Consider the following 17,312-nt stretch of genomic DNA (forward strand, 5'->3'; position numbering starts at 1 on the left):
GCTATTCACCCGGCTCTTTTTTAAAGATACTTATTTACAATCGCTTCCACACGGCCGCGGATTTTATCCAAGCCTTCCTGCGAAGAAGACTCATAGCGAACCACCACCACAGGCTGGGTATTCGAAGAACGGCACAAAGCCCAACCGTCGGCAAAGCTCAATCGAATGCCATCAGTGAAGTCCACTTTGTAGTCAGCATCCGGAGTGTTCGGGAAAGCTTCGATCATCTTTTGGACGATCAAAACTTTTTTCTCTTCCGTGGTGTCGATACGGATTTCTGGTGTGTTGAAAGATGGTGGCAAGCCTTCCAAAAGTTGTGGAATGGTTTTACCAGTTTTCGCCAGAATCTCTACCAAACGCAAAGCTGCATAAGGAGCATCATCGTAACCGTAATTGCGATCCGCGAAGAACACGTGGCCTGACATCTCGCCACCGAAAGGTGCTTTTTCAACTTTGATTTTTTCTTTCACTAAAGAGTGACCTGTTTTCCACATGATCGGCTGACCACCGTGTTTTGCAACATCGTGGTACAGGCGATCAGAACACTTCACATCGCCGATGATTTTTGCGCCCTTTTGTTCAGCCAAAATCGCGCGGGAGATAATCACCATCAACTCATCACCATAAACCATGCGGCCTGTGTGATCGACGACACCGATGCGGTCCGCATCACCGTCAAAACCAATACCGGCCACAGCGCCTTCTTTCAGAACCTGGGCTTTCAAATCAACAAGGTTTTCTTCCACTGTTGGATCTGGATGATGATTCGGGAAAGTACCATCTGGCTGTTCGAACAAAATGGTTGGGTTCAGACCAACGGCGTTGAAAAGACCTCTTACGACAGAACCACCGGCACCATTTCCGCAGTCCAAAACAACTTTTGTGTCTTTGATTGTGCCAAACTCTTTTGCGTAACGAGCATAGTACATCGGCTTGATGTCGAAGGACTCTTCAGAACCTTTTCCGTCGATGAATTCGCCTTTTTGAATGATGTGCAGAAGTTTCTGGATTTCTGCACCAAAGATAGTGCCCTTACCAACAGAGATTTTAAAGCCGTTGTATTCTGGCGGATTGTGGGAACCGGTCACCTGAACCGCGCCGTCCACTTTCAGTTCGAAAGTGGCAAAATAGCATACGGGAGTTGTTACGAGGCCCAAGTGAATGACTTTAGCTCCAGAGTCCATCAAACCCTTTGCAAGATTTTTGATGATCGCTGGAGAGCTTTCACGGGCATCGCAACCCAAAGCCACTGTCGGGTTGTCGATGTTCTTATTTTGTTTCATGTACACGACATAAGCGCGACCCAGAAGGTAAGCGAAGTTATCGTCGAACTGTCCGTTATAGACACCACGAATGTCGTATTCTCTAAAAATCACAGGTTGAAACATATATCACCTCAATTATTTCAAGGGCTTAGGAGTATAATTTTTGCGCTCTAGAGTCGAGCTAATTTTACCGCCCAGCGAACGGCATCAATCATCGAATGGGGATTGGCCTTGTTCTGACCGAAAATATCCTTGGCTGTGCCATGGTCCACACTGGTGCGTATGAAAGGGATACCCAGGGTCATATGCACGCCGGAATCCTGTCCGTGGATCATTTTAAAGGGAATAAGTCCCTGGTCATGATACAGGCAAAGGTATATCGAATATTTGCGCCAATTCGCCGGGAAGAAGGCCGCATCGGGGACCAGAGGCCCTTGAACAGGTATCTTTCTTTCCTTCGCGAAAGAGATCAATTCCGGGAAGAACAAAAGCTCTTCCTGTCCGATCAATCCCTGCTCGCCCGCATGGGGATTCAATCCCAGAATACCGATAGGTTTTTTCGCTTGAACCGCAGGCAGCTTTTTACGAAGATCATCGGCATTTAAAAGAGCTTCAGCCAGGGTGCTAAAACTTAGGTGTTTTGAAATATCACGAACGGGAATATGGGCGGTGGTCAGCACCACATTGAACTTATCCCCCAAAAAACCCATATGAACATGACGGGTTTTGGAGACACGTTTGAGTATATCTGTATGTCCCAGATCCTTATACCCAGCCTCTTTGATCGAGGTTTTGGACAGAGGGGCTGTAGCCATGGCCTGCAATTCATTTCTCAGACAGGCCTTGGCAGATGTTTCCACCCAGTGGGCTGGTGATTCTTCTGAGGCAATGTCGATCAGGTAGGGTCCTGTCACCTTCAGGGCTTCTGAAAGTGAATCCACCACAATGCGCTCAAATTTCCTGTCGATAAGTTTCAAATACTTATCCGGAGCCCCCTCAGCTCGCCACATGATGAACTGTGTGTTGGACTGAGGCCCCAGGTGATGCAAAGCCTTGGCTGTGACCTCCAGCCCTATACCATCAGCATCCCCTGTAGTAAGCGCAATTCTTTTTCTACTCATTGATACGAACGAAAGACTCGTCACGTTTGGTTTGCAGCCAGTTCGTCAGCTGACGACGGAAGCTGATCTCCAGCAACTGAGATTTGATTCTTTCTTTTGCTGCCTGAAACTTCGGATCTGTTGTCAGCTTTTTCCCAGTCAGTTTCACGATATGAAAGCCCATGCGGGATCTGACAATAGGAGTGGTTTCATTCGCCTTCAGGCTTGAAATCGCTTCTTCAATTTCTGGCAGGAATTCACCGGACTTGAAGGTTCCCAGGGCCCCACCAGAAGAAAAGTTCGGATCTTCACTGTACTGCTGCGCCAGATTTTCAAAGTTGTCACCGCTGCGAAGTTTACCCAAAACAGTCTCTGCGCGTTTGATGGCCGCCTCTGCGCCCCCTTTTTTGGGGTTAAAGAAGATGTGGGATACGCTAAATTCATCGATCGAGGGACGATTGTTCGGATTGGATTTCAGATACTCATTTAAGGCGTCTTCATCTGAAATGCGCAGTTTGGAAATGATCTCGGCGTCCATCAAAGAACGTTTTTCAATGCTGTCTTTCAGGAATCGACGGTAGTCTTCAAGAGTCACGCCTTGCTGCTTGATCACATTGGCAAGCTCGGCCTCAGAGACGTTATTCTTTTTCGCCATCTCTTTCAGTTCGGAATCCACGCGGTCACTTGTCACCGTCAGGTTCAGGCGTTTGATCTCGGATTGAAGGATCTTTTCATGGATCAGATAATCCAGCTGCGCCTTGCGGTTCCCCTTCAGGCTGGTGACGGGCTTATCAAACAACAGAGCTTCATCAACCATGCCGGGCTTGGGAATGCGTTTTTCAAGATCTTTAAAGTCTGATTCCAAAACCAATTCGCTGTTGACGATAGCCACAGTTTTTTCCACAACCTCAGCATGACTTGGTGTAGCCACTAGCAAAGCAAAAAGAAGATTAATCATTGGTTCCTCTTGTATCCACTTTAATGGAGTTCATCAATTCGTAGTCCTTTAAGACTTTACTACTTCTGAGCTGAGCATCAAGCCATGCGACGTATTCCGCCTGCTCGCGTTGTGCGCGCAGGGCCCTGATGATTTGTGGTTTGACCTCCTCAAGTGGCAACGTGGAGGCTGCGGCCTTCTTTTCCACGCGAATGAGATGGATTCCGAAGGGACTTTTGATTGTTTGCACTCCGGATCCGGCACTGAACAGGGGATCAAAGTAGTCCACGGTCCCCTTTTCGATCCACCCCACGACGCCGCCTTGTTTTGCATCAGGTGTGATCGAGTATTTTCGAGCCAGCTCCGCGAAGTCCCCGGATTTCAGATCGACCTTGATGGCATCGGCCTTGGCATCTTCATCCACAACAATCTGGCGCAGATAAATGCGTTCTTTGCGTTTGTAGCGGTCTTTGTTGTCTTCGTAATAGCGCTTAATCTCTTCTTCTGTGGGCGCCTTGACCTTTTCATTGATCTTTTTAAAGACCTCACGCTCGATCAGAGAATAGCGAAGCTCTTCACGCCATTCCGAGAAGGACAGATTTTCCTGCGCCAGGGCCCGTCGGAAGGAAAGATCGTCCGGATAGTTGGCGCGCAGGGTATCGACCTCTTTATCCAGGGTGGCCTCTGAAATCACGATGCTCTGAGCACGGGACCAATCCAGCGTCAGGCTCTTCACCAGGAAATCACGCAGAATTTCTTCTTTGATTCGGTGGATATTGTTCGGGTCTTTGGCGGCCAGAGCATCGAAGTTGCGCAGCCGGCGCGCCAGCTGATTGGCGAACTGTTTTGAGGTCAGAACGTGATCATTCACCTTCTCTACCGGCTTGGTAGAGATCTTCTGATAGCTTGATGGACATCCCGCCAGGGCGAGGCTCATAAAAATAAAAAGCCCCGTCAGTGCGGGGCTCTTATTGATTTTCATCGAATCAAATCCTTATTTTAAAAGACTTTTGTTTTCTTTGATCGGATAAGACTTCTTCATCTTCTCAAAGTAGTCATTGAAGACGTCTTTTCTTTTCTCGTCGTAAACAGCCGCTCTGATCTGGCGTTTGTTCGCGTTCTCATAGCTTCTACGACCCGTCAACTTAATGATGTGGAAGCCAAACTTCGTCTCGATAAGCCCCGTAATCTCACCGACTTTCATGTTGGCAACAGCATCATAGTAGTTCGGAACCAGAGTTATACGAGACTGCCATCCGATGTCACCACCAACCTGTTTGGAAAGCGCATCGTCAGAGTACAACTTCACCAGTTCCTCAAACGGTCTTTTGCTTTTTTTAACTTCGTCATAAATTTCAGTGGCACGTTTCTTCGCTTCTGCAACCTGAGTTGGAGTGGCGCCTGCTTTGAACTCAATCAGGATATGGCTGGTGCGAAGCTCTGGATTCTTGGCATACCAAGCCTTCATCTCAGCATCAGAAACCTGGATCTTCTGAATTCTTTGACCAATGTCTTTTTCAAGAAGAGCCTTGTACATTTCCTGATCGAAGCGCTCTTGAACGATAGGGTCTTTTTGCAAATTGCGTTTTTCAGCCTCTTGCACACCCATTTCAAAACGAACCAGATCTTCCAGGAATTGTTCCTTGGTTGGAGGATTGATCGTTTGTGACTTCACCTCATTGTACTTTTTATTGAAATCTTCAAGTGTGATGGTTTTTTTACCCACCTGAGCCACGACTTCATTGGATTTCTGAGCGAAAGAGGTCGCAGAGATGAGCAACAAGATGCTGATTACAAGTTTCATACTTTAAAAGTCCCTCTAAAAAGTTGAAGACACACTAGCGCTATTTCCAAATCAAGTGGCGTCATTGCCTCGAAGATCTGAAAGCGAGTTCTACGCTAAAAGGCTAGCACTGAGCATCATTATCCGCAATGAATTTAAGAGCTTGCTGTCTAGCTTGGTGTAAAAGCCCCTCTAACTCTAGAGCAAGGTCTGGGTTTCTTGGATCAACCTCTTTACTCACCGGAGACATGGGGCCAATCCAGTAGATGATCACTTTGGCGAAAGGTTTTGGTAGGAAGGTTTTATTCCACGATTTAGGAAAGTGAATCGCGCGATCGCACGCCACGCCCGCCGCGTAGATCGGGCCATGAATCATGCGCGAAAGTTCAAAGACCCCGGGTTTGACTTTGTGTAACGGGCCTTTTGGACCATCCACGGCAAAGCTGCAATTTCCCCCGTCTTTTACCAAACGCAAAAGACCTTTTAACGCCTGCACACCACCGCGCGTGGAAGAACCGCGGCTGGTTCTTGCCCCTAACCATTTCAAGACGGTGGCCATCAGCTCACCGTCTTTGGATTGCGAAGCAATCGTGGCAATACGATATCTTTTTACGACAGATAAAAGTGCCAACTCATCTCCGTGAAAGTGCGCTAGCACCACCGGCGATGGAGTGGAAGAATCAAGCGAATTTTTCAGGGAATCAGGCTCAATAAGCCGAACCCTCCATGTCCATGAGAGGGTTCGGTAAAAGATGAAAACAATAATCGGAAGAATATATTTTCTAAACACGATTAGTGGTGAAGAGCCTTCTTGAACTCTTCAGTCAGTTTCGGAACGATTTCCAAAGCGTCACCCACGATACCGTAAGTCGCTTTTTGGAAGATTGGAGCATTTGGATCGTTGTTGATCGCAACGATCACTTTGGATCCGCTCATGCCTGCCAAGTGCTGGATCGCGCCGGAAATACCAACCGCGATGTACAAAGTTGGAGCTACAGTTTTACCTGTTTGGCCCACTTGCATACCGTGACCAACCCAACCAGCATCAACAACTGCGCGAGAAGCGCCGACTGTTGCACCCAAAACATCAGCAAGATCATTCAAAACCTTGAAGTTCGCAGCCTCTTTAAGTCCACGACCGCCGGAAACGATGATGTTAGCCTCCGTCAGATCCAACTTTTCGCTGGCGCCTTTGACGATTTCTTTTACCAAAGTTTTCAGATCCACCGCAGCTGCTGCGTGTTCAACCACGCTTGCAGTTTTGGAAGTGTCCACTGCTGCAACTGGAAGTTGGTTTGCACGCATCAAAACAATTTTAGTGGAGCTGTTTTCAAAGTTTACAGTCGCAAAGCACTTACCGGAGTACATAGGCTTAACAGCCGTCACGTTGTCACCGGAAATAGTCAAAGATGTGCAATCACTTGCCACACCCACACCCAAGCGAGCTGCTACACGCGGGAAAAGATCTTTCCCTGTAGAAGAAGCAGAAGCCAGGATGATGGAAGGCTGAACTTTCGCGATGATCGCCGCCATGTTTGCAGTGAAGGACTCTGGATTGTAAGCATCCAAAGAGGCGTCTTTAACAACGTGAACCTCAGAAGCTCCATTGTGACCCAAAGCAGCTGTTACATCACCTGCGTGAGAACCGAAAGCCACTACCACAACCGTGTTACCGGATGCCGCCGCTGCCTGAACCAGTTCTTGAGCGCTGCGTTTGATTTTACCGTTTGTGTGTTCCGCAAAAACTAGAATTTTACCCATGTCGCAAGCTCCTTACAGAACCTTCGCTTCGTCGCGAAGAAGTTTAACCAGTTCGGATGCCTGTGCAGAAGCATCACCAGAGATCATTTTCACAGCCGGTTTTTCCGGTGGAAGAGCAAAACCTGTGTATTTAACTTTGATGTCAGAAGCCGGGATGTTCAAAGAAGCGAATTCGATTTCTTTGATCACTTTCTTTTTGGCTTTCATGATGCCCGGAAGACTTGCGTAACGAGGCATATTCAGGCCTTTGTTCGCAGCCACAACCGCCGGAGTCATCATCTGCACCACTTCTTTGGCACCGCCTTCAATGTCACGCTCAACAAGAACGTTTTCGCCATTGAAATTGAATTTCGATACCACTGTAGTGTGAGGAACATTCAGGAATTCAGCAAGCATCTGGCTGACAGAAGAGGCATTGTCGTCAATCGCAAGTTTACCGGAGAAGATGACTTTCGCGCCGCCTTCGGCCTTGATCACCTCAGCCAAAGTTTTTGCGGTAGAGAAGTTGTCCAGACCCTCGCCGTTGACCACGATGGCTTCATCAGCACCCATAGCCAAAGCTGTGCGCAAAGATTCAACAACACGAGCCTTTGGTCCAACACTCAGAACCCATACTTGGGACCCTGGGTTTGCGTCGCGAAGTTTGTTGGCCTCCTCAACTGCATACTCGTCATATGGGTTCATAACCCATTTAATACCCGCCGTGTCGATTCCGGTTTGGTCGGGAGAGATCTTAATCTTTGTTTCGGTGTCAGGCACCTGCTTGATACACACAAAAATCTTCATATTTTACCCCGTTTTTAAGAGGGCTTTGTTCTATCGCAAGTCCAGGAAAGGCAAAACTAAATTGTATATTTAACGTGTCGCGAAACATGACGGGGGACATGGACAAAAAGCAACCCGCGGGAGTAAGGTAAGTGGAAACTTATTGAGAAAATACACACCAAAAAACAAGGGGTTCTACACCATGTCTGGATTTCTCGGTTCTACCGTCGGGAAAAAGTACCTAATGGGAATCACCGGTTTAATTTGGGCGGGATTTGTTCTCGCACACATGGCCGGTAATCTTTTAATCTTCGTAAGCCATGATGCCTACAATGCTTACGGACACGCGTTAACAAGCGGTAACATCATTTACGTCGCAGAAGCTGTTCTGGTTCTGGCGTTGATAGTTCACGTTTTCTGCGCCCTCAGCCTTACGAAGCACAATCGTGAAGCCAAAGAGCAACGTTACGCGGTTGCAGCCAGCGGCCAAAAGAAGGTTTCATTGGCTTCCAGAACCATGGCGGTTCAGGGAAGTCTGATTCTTGTCTTCATCATTCTTCACCTGATCACCTTCAAATACGGAACTCACTACGAAACGACAGTAAACGGCGTCGTGATGCGTGACCTGGCGAAGCTGATGGTCGAAGTTTTCCAAAGCCCGGGCTACATCGCATGGTATGTGGTGTGTTTGATCCTTTTGGGCTTCCACCTCAGTCACGGTGTGGGTTCCACGTTCCAGTCTTTGGGTCTGATGGAAGGCACTTACCGCAATACATGGAAAAAACTGAGCTACGCCTACGCGGTGGTCGTTGCTTTGGGTTTCATTTCTCAACCCGTATTTATTTTCCTGAACGGCAACTAAGGGGACGAATCAATGGCTAACAAATTAGACAGCAAAATTCCAAGCGGCCCAATTGAATCCAAATGGACTAAAACCAAATTTGACTACAAGTTGGTGAACCCTGCGAACAAAAGAAAGCACTCCATCATCGTCGTGGGCACCGGTCTTGCCGGCGCTTCCGCGGCAGCTTCTTTGGGGGAACTGGGTTACAAAGTTAAAGCCTTCTGCGTGCATGAATCCCCTCGCCGTGCCCACTCTGTGGCGGCTCAGGGTGGTATCAATGCTGCAAAAAACTATCAAAACGATGGTGACTCCACTTACCGTCTTTTCTACGACACCGTAAAAGGTGGTGACTTCCGCGCTCGTGAAGCCAACGTTTATCGTCTGGCAGAAGTGTCAGCGAACATCATCGATCAGATGGTGGCTCAAGGGGTTCCATTCGCGCGTGAATACGGCGGAACTTTGGCAAACCGTTCCTTCGGTGGTGCGCAGGTTTCCCGTACTTTCTATGCCCGCGGTCAGACCGGTCAGCAGCTTTTGTTGGGCGCTTATTCTGAAATGATGAGACAGGTGGATGCAGGAAACGTCGAGCTTCGCAGCCGTCGTGAAATGCTGGATCTTGTCGTGATCGACGGAAAAGCCCGCGGCATCATTGTGCGCAACCTGTTAACAGGTGAAATTGAATCTCACGAAGCCGATGCGGTGGTGATCGCGTCCGGTGGTTATTCAAACGTGTTCTTCCTTTCCACGAACGCGATGAATTGCGCGGTGACAGCAGCTTGGAAGGCGCACAAGCGTGGTGCTTACTTCGCAAACCCTTGTTACACACAGATCCATCCAACGTGCATTCCGGTTCACGGTGAAAACCAATCCAAGCTGACGTTGATGTCTGAATCTTTGCGTAATGACGGACGTGTTTGGGTTCCTAAGGCTGTCGGTGACAAACGTCATCCGAACCAGATTCCAGAAAATGAACGCGATTACTACTTGGAGCGCGTGTACCCGTCTTTCGGTAACCTGGCTCCTCGTGACGTGGCTTCTCGTCAAGCGAAGTATCGTTGTGATGAAGGCCGTGGCGTGAATGAATCTGGAAAGGCTGTTTATTTGGATTTCGCTGATGCGATCAAGCGTTTGGGCGAAGAAAAAATCTCTGAGCGTTACGGTAACCTGTTTGAAATGTATGAAAAAATCACAGGTCAGAATCCATACAAGCAACCGATGATGATCTATCCGGCTCCTCACTACACCATGGGTGGATTGTGGGTGGACTACAATCTGGAATCCACAATTCCAGGTCTGTTTGTTGCTGGTGAAGCAAACTTCTCTGACCACGGAGCCAATCGTCTGGGGGCTTCTGCATTGATGCAGGGTCTGGCGGATGGTTACTTCGTTCTTCCGTACACTTTGGGTAATTACCTGGGCGGCACGAAGCTAGAGAAAGTTTTCACAACGAACGAAGCCTTCAAAGCGGCTGAACACGGCGTGAAAGAAGAAATCAATAAGATGATGAACATCAAGGGTTCTCGCACCGTTGACAGCTTCCACAAAGAGCTGGGTCATGTGATGTGGGAATACTGCGGTATGGGTCGTAATGAAGCGGGCTTGAAAAAAGCACTTCAGGAAATCCCGAAAATCCGCGAAGAGTTCTGGAACAACGTGCGTATCCCAGGTGAGGCAAATTACCTGAATACAGAGCTTGAAAAAGCCGGTCGCGTGGCAGACTTCCTGGAACTGGGTGAGTTGATGTGTCGTGATGCCCTGGAAAGACAAGAATCCTGCGGTGGTCACTTCCGTGAAGAATACCAGGTGGATGGTGAAGCTAAACGTGACGATACGAATTTCTGTCACGTGGCTGCGTGGGAATACACTGGCAAAATCGAGACTTCTGTTCGCCACAAAGAAGAGCTGAAGTTTGAAAACGTACATCTAGCAACTCGTAGCTATAAATAAGAGGCGTAGCATGTCTGGAAAAAATATTAATCTGACCTTGAAAGTTTGGAGACAAAAGGGCCCTAAAGACCAAGGGGGCTTTGCAGAGTATCAGGCAAAGAATGTTTCTGAAGACGCTTCTTTCCTGGAAATGCTGGATGCAGTAAACGAAGAACTGGTCGCAAAGGGTGATGAGCCTATCGCCTTTGACCATGACTGCCGTGAAGGCATCTGCGGGACTTGCGGCTTTGTGATCGACGGCGAAGCTCACGGCCCGATGAAATCCACAACCGTGTGCCAGTTGCACATGAGAAACTTCGCTGATGGCGCAACCCTGACGATTGAACCATTCCGCGCGAAAGCTTTCCCGATGATCAAAGATTTGATGGTGGACAGATCCGCTTTGGATCGCATTATCTCCGCTGGTGGTTATATCACTGCGAACACGGGTAATGCTGTGGACGCCAACGCGATTCTGGTTCCGAAGGCAGATGCTGATGAAGCAATGTCTTCAGCAACTTGTATCGGTTGCGGTGCGTGTGTGGCGGCTTGTAAGAATGCATCTGCTGCTTTGTTCACTTCTGCCAAGATCTCCCATATGGCGTTGTTGCCACAGGGTCAGGTGGAAAGAAAAGAACGCGCCATCCGTATGGTGGGCGCGATGGATGCAGAAGGCTTCGGCTCATGCACAACAACGGGTGCTTGTGAAGCGGCCTGCCCGAAAGAGATTCAACTGACGAACATCTCGCGCATGAACCGCGAATTCTTCGTAGCCAACGTCACCAAACGTGAAAAACACAAAGACGGCGGCGCCGGCTAAAAAAAGAAAAGGGAGTCCACGGACTCCCTTTTTATTTCCGTCCTCAAAAGGTGCCTGGTTGTTTTTTCTGGCTAAGCCGCATCAAATCCTTCCCTAAAGCAAGCGTCACCCCAAATTCTTAGTTCTGAAATAGTCCTTTAATATTGAATGCTTAATTACGGATTTAGAGCACTTTGTTGCGCTGTAGCCAGAAAAAAACCAGGCAACTTTAACCTTTAAATTCTGCGGCATGGGTCTTTCTCATTGAGAGACATCTTTGATCTTTTCTTCTTCGACATTCTTCTAAAGCTCGTTCAACAAACTTCCGAAACTAGACCAAGGATTGGGCTTATGAAGAAGATCAATGAACTAATGGCAGAACTAGGTTTCAAAAACGATGCACCTGACAGCGTGAAAGAAGCCTTTATCAAACACCTTATTAAGGCTTCCGCGGGCGTCAATGTCGTGACACCCTCAGAGCGCAAAGAGATCGCAGCGAATCCGCAAAGAATCGTACAATTCAAAGCTCCTCAACAAATGAGTTTTGATTTTATTGATGAAAATCCCACACCTAAGACCGGTAAAAAAGCCGTTTCTTAGTCCAGCTAACAAGTGCAAAGTCCGGCTTCTCCTAGACCATGGTCGTGGGATAAGCTGGACTTTCAGCCAAAAATTCAGAAATTCTTAACCACAATAAAAAATAGATAACCAGCCCCTACCCTCATTGGTACCATTTTGGAACTAGGGACGTCTGGGGAAAATTTTTCCCCTCTCTGTCGATAGAAAATCACCCATTGAAGGAGGGGATCACATGAAAAGGCTTATGGAAAGAGCCTCCAAAGCGCTGGCACTTGGCTTGTTGCTTACTGGATTAAACGCATTTGCGGCTGCACCTGAGGCAGTACCTGGTGAATTCATCGTAAAATTCAAAGACGACGCAGTCGCGACATCTTCTTTGAATATCTTGAGCCAAGAATTAGGTTCTTACGTGAAGGACACCATCCCTGGTCAAAATATCGTGGTGATCAAACGTCCCGTGTTTGAGATTCAATCCAATGTTGTAAAATCATTGGCACAAAATCCAAACATCGACATCATCGAGCCAAACTATATCTACAGAATCAACAAAACTCCAAACGATCCGATGCTGGGTCAACTTTGGGGCATGATCAATAACGGTCAACCGGATTCTCAAAAGCGCGAAGGCATTGCCGGCGTGGATATCGGAGCCGCTCAAGCCTGGGATATCACCACAGGTTCTAAAGACGTTATCGTGGCGGTGATCGACACGGGTGTGAACTACAACCACCCAGATCTTAAAGGTAACATGTGGACAAACGATGCAGAGTTGAACGGTCAGCCTGGCGTTGACGATGATGGCAACGGAATCATCGACGACATCTACGGCGCGAACTTCGTGACAGCTGCTAAACCAACCGGCAACCCTCTGGATGACCACGGTCACGGTTCTCACTGCTCTGGTACGATCGGTGCTACTGGCGACGATGGTAAAGGTATCGTGGGTGTGGCTTGGAATGTGCGCATTATGGGTGTGAAGTTCCTTTCTGCAAGCGGTTCGGGTTCTTTGGATGGAGCTTTGAAAGCGATTGACTATGCGACTTCCAAAGGTGCAAAGATTCTTTCCAACTCCTGGGGTGGCGGCGGCTACTCTGAAACACTGAAGCAGGCGATCGAAAGATCCAATGCAGCCGGAGCTTTGTTTGTGGCAGCTGCGGGCAACGAATCCAATAACAATGATTCCAACCCGACTTACCCTGCAACTTACGATGTGCCAAACGTGCTTTCTGTTGCGGCGATCGACAATCGTGGTCAGATTGCTTCCTTCTCTAACTACGGTAAGACAAAAGTTCACGTGGGTGCGCCTGGTGTGAATATCGTTTCTTCCATCACTGGAACTGGTTATGACTCTTGGTCTGGTACTTCCATGGCGACACCTCACGTGTCTGGTATGGCAGTTCTTCTGGCTTCCGCTGAGCCCAACCTGACTGGTATTGAAATGAAGGAAAGAATTGTTTCCACATCCAAGCCAATTGCAGGTCTGCGTGGTAAAGCAAGAGGTGGTTTGGCAAATGCCTACGCCATGCTGACAAACACTCTTCCACAGCCGGATCCAAACGATCCAGTGAACTGGCAGACGGTGGATGTGGCTCACTCCACTCCTCACCCTTATGCTGGCAAGGCGAACCTGACGTATGAGGTTTCTGTTCCAGGTGCAAAACAGATCTCCATCTTCTTCTCTAAGTTCGACACGGAGAGAGATTATGACAACGTGAAGTTCTACGATGCCGCGGGCAAACTTTACGGCACTATGAGCGGTAAGAACGATGAAACGTTCTCTCCAGTGATCGATGGTGACTACGTGAAAATCGTGTTCACTTCCGACGACTCTGTTAACAAATACGGATTTGACATCACAAAAGCTGCTTGGAGATAAAGGCTAGCTCCGTGATCTATCAAAAGAGGAAGGCCACTCTCAGGAGTGGCCTTTTTCATATTCTATTTTTATCCGAAATCAAAATCAGGAATGCCAAGATCTATTTGACGGAGCTTTCGACAAGAAACTTTTCCATCTTCAGGTTGGTATAGTCGGGGAAATCCAGCTGTGTGCAGTGAGATCCGTAAGGAACAAGCACGAACTCGGAGTGTTTGATTTTTTCTTTGAAGTGATACTGGAATCGAATGGGTGTGACCATGTCCTTTTCACCCGAAATAATCAGTACCGGCACCTCGATGGTTTCCAGCACACTTTCGCCGTCGTATTTCATCAGCTCTTCAAACAGTCGCAGAAACACTTCCAGATTCATGCGCGCGACACCGCGGGCATAGACTTCGATGTCTTTAAAGTGTGTCACTTTTAAATTGAATCCACCAGCCAAGGCCGCAAGGTACATCGACATTGGATTATCCACCGCCAATTTCCACAGAGTATTCCACAGGTCCGGCTGATGTTCGTACTGGGATTTCACAAAATAAAAGAATGGCTCAATCACGTCCAAACCAAACATGCCCTTAATCGGATTTTTGGCAAATCCATTGATGAAGATCATCGACATGAACAGATCCGGTTGGCGTGAATATAGATCCAAAAGCAACGGTGCGCCGAAGCTGTGCCCGGCAAAATGAGCTTTCTTGATGTTCAGATGCTTTAGCAGGCCGATCATGTCTTTGGAAAGGGCTTCCACGGTCAGTTGACTGGCGTCGGCTACGGGACAACTTTTCTGGTGGCCACGCAGATCAAAGCTGATGACTTTATATTTTTTTGAAAAGTATTCTATTTGATGATGCCAGTGATTCAAAAGGCAGGCGATGCCATACACCAGCACCAGTGGCTCTCCTTCTCCACGAACTTCGTAGTAGATGGGTGTGCCATCGAAGCTTTCAAAGCTGCCGGTGGTTTTCGGTGTGGTCTCCATGATGCCTTTCCTCTAGACGTAGCTGACCTTAATAAGGGTATTTCCTACTGAAATCAAATCCCCGTCTTTGAGCATTTCGGCATCTATTGTCTTCTGGTTAAGGGTCACCCGCCCCTTGGCTTTGATTTTAATTTCGACCATGCCTGGACCGGGGTGCAGTTCGAAGGCCTCTTGCGGGGCCTCGTCATCCAGAAGCTCAATATCCAAAGAGTCCGCCCCCGCCGATCGGGGTCCGTACCCTAAAATAATTTCCTCATCAGTTTGAATGCCCTGAATGAACTGAAGCCGCAAAGCCGGACTGAAGCTTTGCAGATTGGCAGGCGTTGAGTTTTCCGGCGCAGGGATGTCCCCAAGACGGTCCCGCAAAATGCTGCGCCAAGTTATGAGGCGGGAAAAGTCCAATGCGAGCTCTTCTTCGACGGTCACGACTTTGAACTGGGTTCTGCCCAGCTCAAAGATAACCCCCGGTAATAACGCCACTTTTTTCACACGCCGGCCGTTAATGTGAATCCCGTTAGAGGAATCCAGATCCTGCAGAACGTACTGCCCCTTCCCGTCCAGGGCAAACTGGGCGTGGGTGCTAGAGACTTTACCGTCTTTAATGATGATGTCGGCTTTCGATCGACCGAGGGTCAAACCCTCTTCCACCTTAAATCGGGAGCCTTCGTTGGGGCCGTCCATTATCTCAATAAAAGTGACCATTTACACATTCTAGGACTGGTTTCTTGGGGATTCAATTGCCTAATCCTTGTGCTTGGGCCAAAGCCGTGCTAAACCCGTTAAACATTTAAAAAAGTCATCCTTGCTCCCGCTTACAGAAGTGGGGGCTATAAACCGAAAGGATAGTTCAATGGAAACTACTACAACGAAAAAACCTTACGAGGTTGTCGTTATCATGCATCCAGATGCAACTCTGGAAGATCAAAAAGATCTATTCAAGAAGAACAAAGCGACAATCGAATCTTACAAAGGTTCTGTTAACTCTTTGGAAACTTGGGGCAAAAGAACTTTGGCAACTCCAATTGGCAAGTTGAAAAAGGCAATCTACTTCCACTCTACATTCGAAGCTGACACACAAGCTATCGCTGAGTTGGAACGTACAATGCGCATCAACGATAAAGTTCTTCGCTTCATGCACACTCGCTTGGATGATCGCGTTTCTTTGGCAAAATTCATGGAAGGCTTCAAAAAAGGTCTTGCTGAATCTGCTGCTCGTGAAAAAGAACGTGAAGCAAAAGCTGCTGCTCGTAAAGCTGCTTTCGCAGCTGCAAAAGCAGAGCGTTCTGAGCGTTTCGATAAAGGCGAATAATTAAAGTAAAGGCGTAAGCCATGAAGAAGACGGCGACCCCCCAAAAGTTCATCACAATTTCATCACTCTCGATTTTGTTGTCGATGCTCACAGGGATTATGGGCGCCCCCCTTCTCCGTGTCTTGCGCAAAGCCTACGGTCCTATCGCCTTTTGGATTTTAGGGATCGTAGTCACAGGAGCTGCGTGGCTCCTGAACGCTCAACCTCTGGCTCTGTTCTTAGGCTCCGTTTGGATGACTTTAGGTGCCTACATGGAATTAGAACAAAGAGGACTTGGGTGGTGGATTTCGGGACTCTTGAGTGTTGCTGTGGGATCTGTGGCTGCGGGCCTGGGGATCATGGGAGCTTTCAAAAGAAACGGGATCAACACGTATGCTGAAGTTCAGAAGCTGGTGGAACAGTTCTCCCAAAAGGTTCAGGAAATGAATCCGGCGGTGAAGTTGGATCCGGGTGTTTTGATCCAGCAGGTGCCCTCAGCCGTGGTTATCATGTTAGTGTTAGCCCTGGGTTTGGGACTTATTTTTGAGAGAAGGGTTTTTTCGTGGCTCAATTTGCCCCGCGAGAAAATTGCCTCTCAGCTCAAGTTGTTGGAATATCGTTTGCCCGATTATTTTATTTGGGTGGCGATGACAGCCTTCCTTCTAACAATGGTGAGTTTTGGCGGTAAGGCCACTGCTATCCTCGCAGTTAATATACTGAACGTTTCAATCGTTCTTTATTTCTTTCAGGGGCTGGCGGTGTTGGAGGTATTTCTAAACTCGATGCGAGCAGGATTGTTCATGCGAGTTTTGACGTACATAATCTTGGTCGGTCAGTTATTGCCGATTCTGGCAGTGGTTGGCTTGGTCGATTACTGGGTTGATTTCAGGGCGCGTCTTCGCAAGATGAAGACTCCGACTGAAAACAGCTAAAAAATGGAGATCACATGAAAGTTATTCTTCAAAAAGATGTTAAAGATGTAGGTCGTGTTGGTGAGTTGGTGAACGTTTCTGAAGGTTTCGCAAGAAACTTCCTGTTCCCACGCAAATTGGCTGCGGAAGCTACTGAAAAACGCGTAAAAGAGTACGAACACTTGAAACGCGTTGCTGAAGCTAAGAAGAAAAAAGCTCAAGCTGAAAGACAAGAGCTTCTTAACAAGATCAACGGCACAACTATCACATTCAAGTTGGCTGCTGGTGAAACTGATAAGCTTTTCGGCACTGTAACTACTACAGACATTTCCAAAGAACTTCAAAAAATGGGTCACTCCGTAGATCGTCGTGACATCCATCTTGAAGAGCCAATCAAAGTTTTGGGTCAACACAAAGCTGTGGTTCGCTACTCTGAAGGTATGGAAGCAAAGATCCAGATCGCTGTTGAGCGCGCGTAAGCCGATTTATAGCATCTGAA

The 17,312-nt window shown here is 47.9% G+C and carries 18 protein-coding genes; 8 read left to right on the forward strand and 10 right to left on the reverse strand.

Annotation, left to right across the window (positions count from 1 at the left end):
* Positions 1 to 20: 20 nt before the first annotated feature.
* The 8 genes from ACZ5ZZ_RS00070 to ACZ5ZZ_RS00105 form a co-directional block, all read right to left on the reverse strand.
* Positions 21 to 1,388: a phosphomannomutase/phosphoglucomutase gene (locus tag ACZ5ZZ_RS00070; protein ID WP_464132619.1), complete on the reverse strand. Its 1,368-nt coding sequence runs from the start codon at positions 1,386 to 1,388 to the stop codon at positions 21 to 23.
* Positions 1,389 to 1,435: 47 nt separating this feature from the next.
* Complete coding sequence (locus ACZ5ZZ_RS00075; protein WP_464140706.1) at positions 1,436 to 2,386, reverse strand: 4-hydroxythreonine-4-phosphate dehydrogenase PdxA; 951 nt, start codon at positions 2,384 to 2,386, stop codon at positions 1,436 to 1,438.
* The gene (locus ACZ5ZZ_RS00080) at positions 2,379 to 3,323 is read right to left on the reverse strand and encodes a peptidylprolyl isomerase (protein ID WP_464140708.1); all 945 of its coding nucleotides are present in this window, start codon (positions 3,321 to 3,323) and stop codon (positions 2,379 to 2,381) included. The genes ACZ5ZZ_RS00075 and ACZ5ZZ_RS00080 overlap by 8 nt, the downstream gene beginning before the upstream one ends.
* A complete protein-coding gene (locus tag ACZ5ZZ_RS00085) occupies positions 3,316 to 4,284 on the reverse strand; it encodes a peptidylprolyl isomerase (protein ID WP_464132623.1) in 969 nt (322 codons plus the stop codon). The genes ACZ5ZZ_RS00080 and ACZ5ZZ_RS00085 overlap by 8 nt, the downstream gene beginning before the upstream one ends.
* A gap of 12 nt (positions 4,285 to 4,296) precedes the next feature.
* Positions 4,297 to 5,106, reverse strand: coding sequence for a peptidylprolyl isomerase (locus tag ACZ5ZZ_RS00090; protein ID WP_464119177.1), 810 nt, complete (start codon positions 5,104 to 5,106; stop codon positions 4,297 to 4,299).
* 103 nt (positions 5,107 to 5,209) lie between these two features.
* The gene (locus ACZ5ZZ_RS00095; RefSeq protein ID WP_464140710.1) at positions 5,210 to 5,716 is read right to left on the reverse strand and encodes a lysophospholipid acyltransferase family protein; all 507 of its coding nucleotides are present in this window, start codon (positions 5,714 to 5,716) and stop codon (positions 5,210 to 5,212) included.
* A 161-nt stretch (positions 5,717 to 5,877) separates the two neighbouring features.
* A complete protein-coding gene (locus ACZ5ZZ_RS00100) occupies positions 5,878 to 6,846 on the reverse strand; it encodes an electron transfer flavoprotein subunit alpha/FixB family protein (RefSeq protein WP_464140713.1) in 969 nt (322 codons plus the stop codon).
* A gap of 12 nt (positions 6,847 to 6,858) precedes the next feature.
* Positions 6,859 to 7,632: an electron transfer flavoprotein subunit beta/FixA family protein gene (locus ACZ5ZZ_RS00105; protein WP_464140714.1), complete on the reverse strand. Its 774-nt coding sequence runs from the start codon at positions 7,630 to 7,632 to the stop codon at positions 6,859 to 6,861.
* 181 nt (positions 7,633 to 7,813) lie between these two features.
* On the opposite strand from ACZ5ZZ_RS00105, the gene ACZ5ZZ_RS00110 reads away from it, so the two are divergent.
* From ACZ5ZZ_RS00110 to ACZ5ZZ_RS00130, 5 genes are all read left to right on the forward strand, one after another.
* Complete coding sequence (locus tag ACZ5ZZ_RS00110) at positions 7,814 to 8,473, forward strand: succinate dehydrogenase cytochrome b subunit (protein ID WP_464132627.1); 660 nt, start codon at positions 7,814 to 7,816, stop codon at positions 8,471 to 8,473.
* 12 nt (positions 8,474 to 8,485) lie between these two features.
* Positions 8,486 to 10,402 (forward strand): fumarate reductase/succinate dehydrogenase flavoprotein subunit, encoded by a 1,917-nt coding sequence (locus ACZ5ZZ_RS00115; RefSeq protein ID WP_464140716.1) that lies wholly within the window; start codon positions 8,486 to 8,488, stop codon positions 10,400 to 10,402.
* Between the two features lie 10 nt (positions 10,403 to 10,412).
* Entirely contained in the window at positions 10,413 to 11,201 is a 789-nt protein-coding gene (locus ACZ5ZZ_RS00120) for a succinate dehydrogenase/fumarate reductase iron-sulfur subunit (protein ID WP_464119184.1), read from the forward strand.
* A gap of 330 nt (positions 11,202 to 11,531) precedes the next feature.
* A complete protein-coding gene (locus ACZ5ZZ_RS00125) occupies positions 11,532 to 11,780 on the forward strand; it encodes a hypothetical protein (RefSeq protein WP_464119186.1) in 249 nt (82 codons plus the stop codon).
* A 211-nt stretch (positions 11,781 to 11,991) separates the two neighbouring features.
* Positions 11,992 to 13,635: a S8 family serine peptidase gene (locus tag ACZ5ZZ_RS00130; RefSeq protein ID WP_464140718.1), complete on the forward strand. Its 1,644-nt coding sequence runs from the start codon at positions 11,992 to 11,994 to the stop codon at positions 13,633 to 13,635.
* Between the two features lie 100 nt (positions 13,636 to 13,735).
* Here ACZ5ZZ_RS00130 and ACZ5ZZ_RS00135 read toward each other — a convergent pair whose 3' ends face one another.
* Together ACZ5ZZ_RS00135 and ACZ5ZZ_RS00140 are read right to left on the reverse strand one after the other, a co-directional pair.
* On the reverse strand, positions 13,736 to 14,614 hold the full coding sequence (locus ACZ5ZZ_RS00135) for an alpha/beta fold hydrolase (protein WP_464140719.1): 879 nt from the start codon (positions 14,612 to 14,614) through the stop codon (positions 13,736 to 13,738).
* 12 nt (positions 14,615 to 14,626) lie between these two features.
* Positions 14,627 to 15,316, reverse strand: a complete 690-nt coding sequence (locus ACZ5ZZ_RS00140) for an FHA domain-containing protein (RefSeq protein ID WP_464119190.1) — start codon at positions 15,314 to 15,316, stop codon at positions 14,627 to 14,629.
* Positions 15,317 to 15,464: 148 nt separating this feature from the next.
* Here ACZ5ZZ_RS00140 and rpsF point away from each other — a divergent pair, with 148 nt between their 5' ends.
* The 3 genes from rpsF to rplI are packed head-to-tail and all read left to right on the forward strand — an operon-like array spanning position 15,465 to position 17,292.
* Positions 15,465 to 15,923, forward strand: a complete 459-nt coding sequence (gene rpsF / locus ACZ5ZZ_RS00145) for a 30S ribosomal protein S6 (protein ID WP_464119192.1) — start codon at positions 15,465 to 15,467, stop codon at positions 15,921 to 15,923.
* Positions 15,924 to 15,943: 20 nt separating this feature from the next.
* Positions 15,944 to 16,834 (forward strand): DUF2232 domain-containing protein, encoded by an 891-nt coding sequence (locus tag ACZ5ZZ_RS00150; protein ID WP_464119193.1) that lies wholly within the window; start codon positions 15,944 to 15,946, stop codon positions 16,832 to 16,834.
* A 14-nt stretch (positions 16,835 to 16,848) separates the two neighbouring features.
* The gene (gene rplI / locus ACZ5ZZ_RS00155; protein WP_464119194.1) at positions 16,849 to 17,292 is read left to right on the forward strand and encodes a 50S ribosomal protein L9; all 444 of its coding nucleotides are present in this window, start codon (positions 16,849 to 16,851) and stop codon (positions 17,290 to 17,292) included.
* Positions 17,293 to 17,312: the final 20 nt, after the last annotated feature.

The sequence above is a fragment of the Bdellovibrio sp. HM001 genome (assembly GCF_055397275.1).

Coding starts and splice junctions, on each gene's coding strand:
- ACZ5ZZ_RS00070 (WP_464132619.1), bottom strand. CDS start 1,388: ATGTTTCAACCTGTGATTTTTAGAGAATACGACATTCGTGGTGTCTAT.
- ACZ5ZZ_RS00075 (WP_464140706.1), bottom strand. CDS start 2,386: ATGAGTAGAAAAAGAATTGCGCTTACTACAGGGGATGCTGATGGTATA.
- ACZ5ZZ_RS00080 (WP_464140708.1), bottom strand. CDS start 3,323: ATGATTAATCTTCTTTTTGCTTTGCTAGTGGCTACACCAAGTCATGCT.
- ACZ5ZZ_RS00085 (WP_464132623.1), bottom strand. CDS start 4,284: ATGAAAATCAATAAGAGCCCCGCACTGACGGGGCTTTTTATTTTTATG.
- ACZ5ZZ_RS00090 (WP_464119177.1), bottom strand. CDS start 5,106: ATGAAACTTGTAATCAGCATCTTGTTGCTCATCTCTGCGACCTCTTTC.
- ACZ5ZZ_RS00100 (WP_464140713.1), bottom strand. CDS start 6,846: ATGGGTAAAATTCTAGTTTTTGCGGAACACACAAACGGTAAAATCAAA.
- ACZ5ZZ_RS00105 (WP_464140714.1), bottom strand. CDS start 7,632: ATGAAGATTTTTGTGTGTATCAAGCAGGTGCCTGACACCGAAACAAAG.
- ACZ5ZZ_RS00110 (WP_464132627.1), top strand. CDS start 7,814: ATGTCTGGATTTCTCGGTTCTACCGTCGGGAAAAAGTACCTAATGGGA.
- ACZ5ZZ_RS00115 (WP_464140716.1), top strand. CDS start 8,486: ATGGCTAACAAATTAGACAGCAAAATTCCAAGCGGCCCAATTGAATCC.
- ACZ5ZZ_RS00120 (WP_464119184.1), top strand. CDS start 10,413: ATGTCTGGAAAAAATATTAATCTGACCTTGAAAGTTTGGAGACAAAAG.
- ACZ5ZZ_RS00125 (WP_464119186.1), top strand. CDS start 11,532: ATGAAGAAGATCAATGAACTAATGGCAGAACTAGGTTTCAAAAACGAT.
- ACZ5ZZ_RS00130 (WP_464140718.1), top strand. CDS start 11,992: ATGAAAAGGCTTATGGAAAGAGCCTCCAAAGCGCTGGCACTTGGCTTG.
- ACZ5ZZ_RS00135 (WP_464140719.1), bottom strand. CDS start 14,614: ATGGAGACCACACCGAAAACCACCGGCAGCTTTGAAAGCTTCGATGGC.
- ACZ5ZZ_RS00140 (WP_464119190.1), bottom strand. CDS start 15,316: ATGGTCACTTTTATTGAGATAATGGACGGCCCCAACGAAGGCTCCCGA.
- rpsF (WP_464119192.1), top strand. CDS start 15,465: ATGGAAACTACTACAACGAAAAAACCTTACGAGGTTGTCGTTATCATG.
- ACZ5ZZ_RS00150 (WP_464119193.1), top strand. CDS start 15,944: ATGAAGAAGACGGCGACCCCCCAAAAGTTCATCACAATTTCATCACTC.
- rplI (WP_464119194.1), top strand. CDS start 16,849: ATGAAAGTTATTCTTCAAAAAGATGTTAAAGATGTAGGTCGTGTTGGT.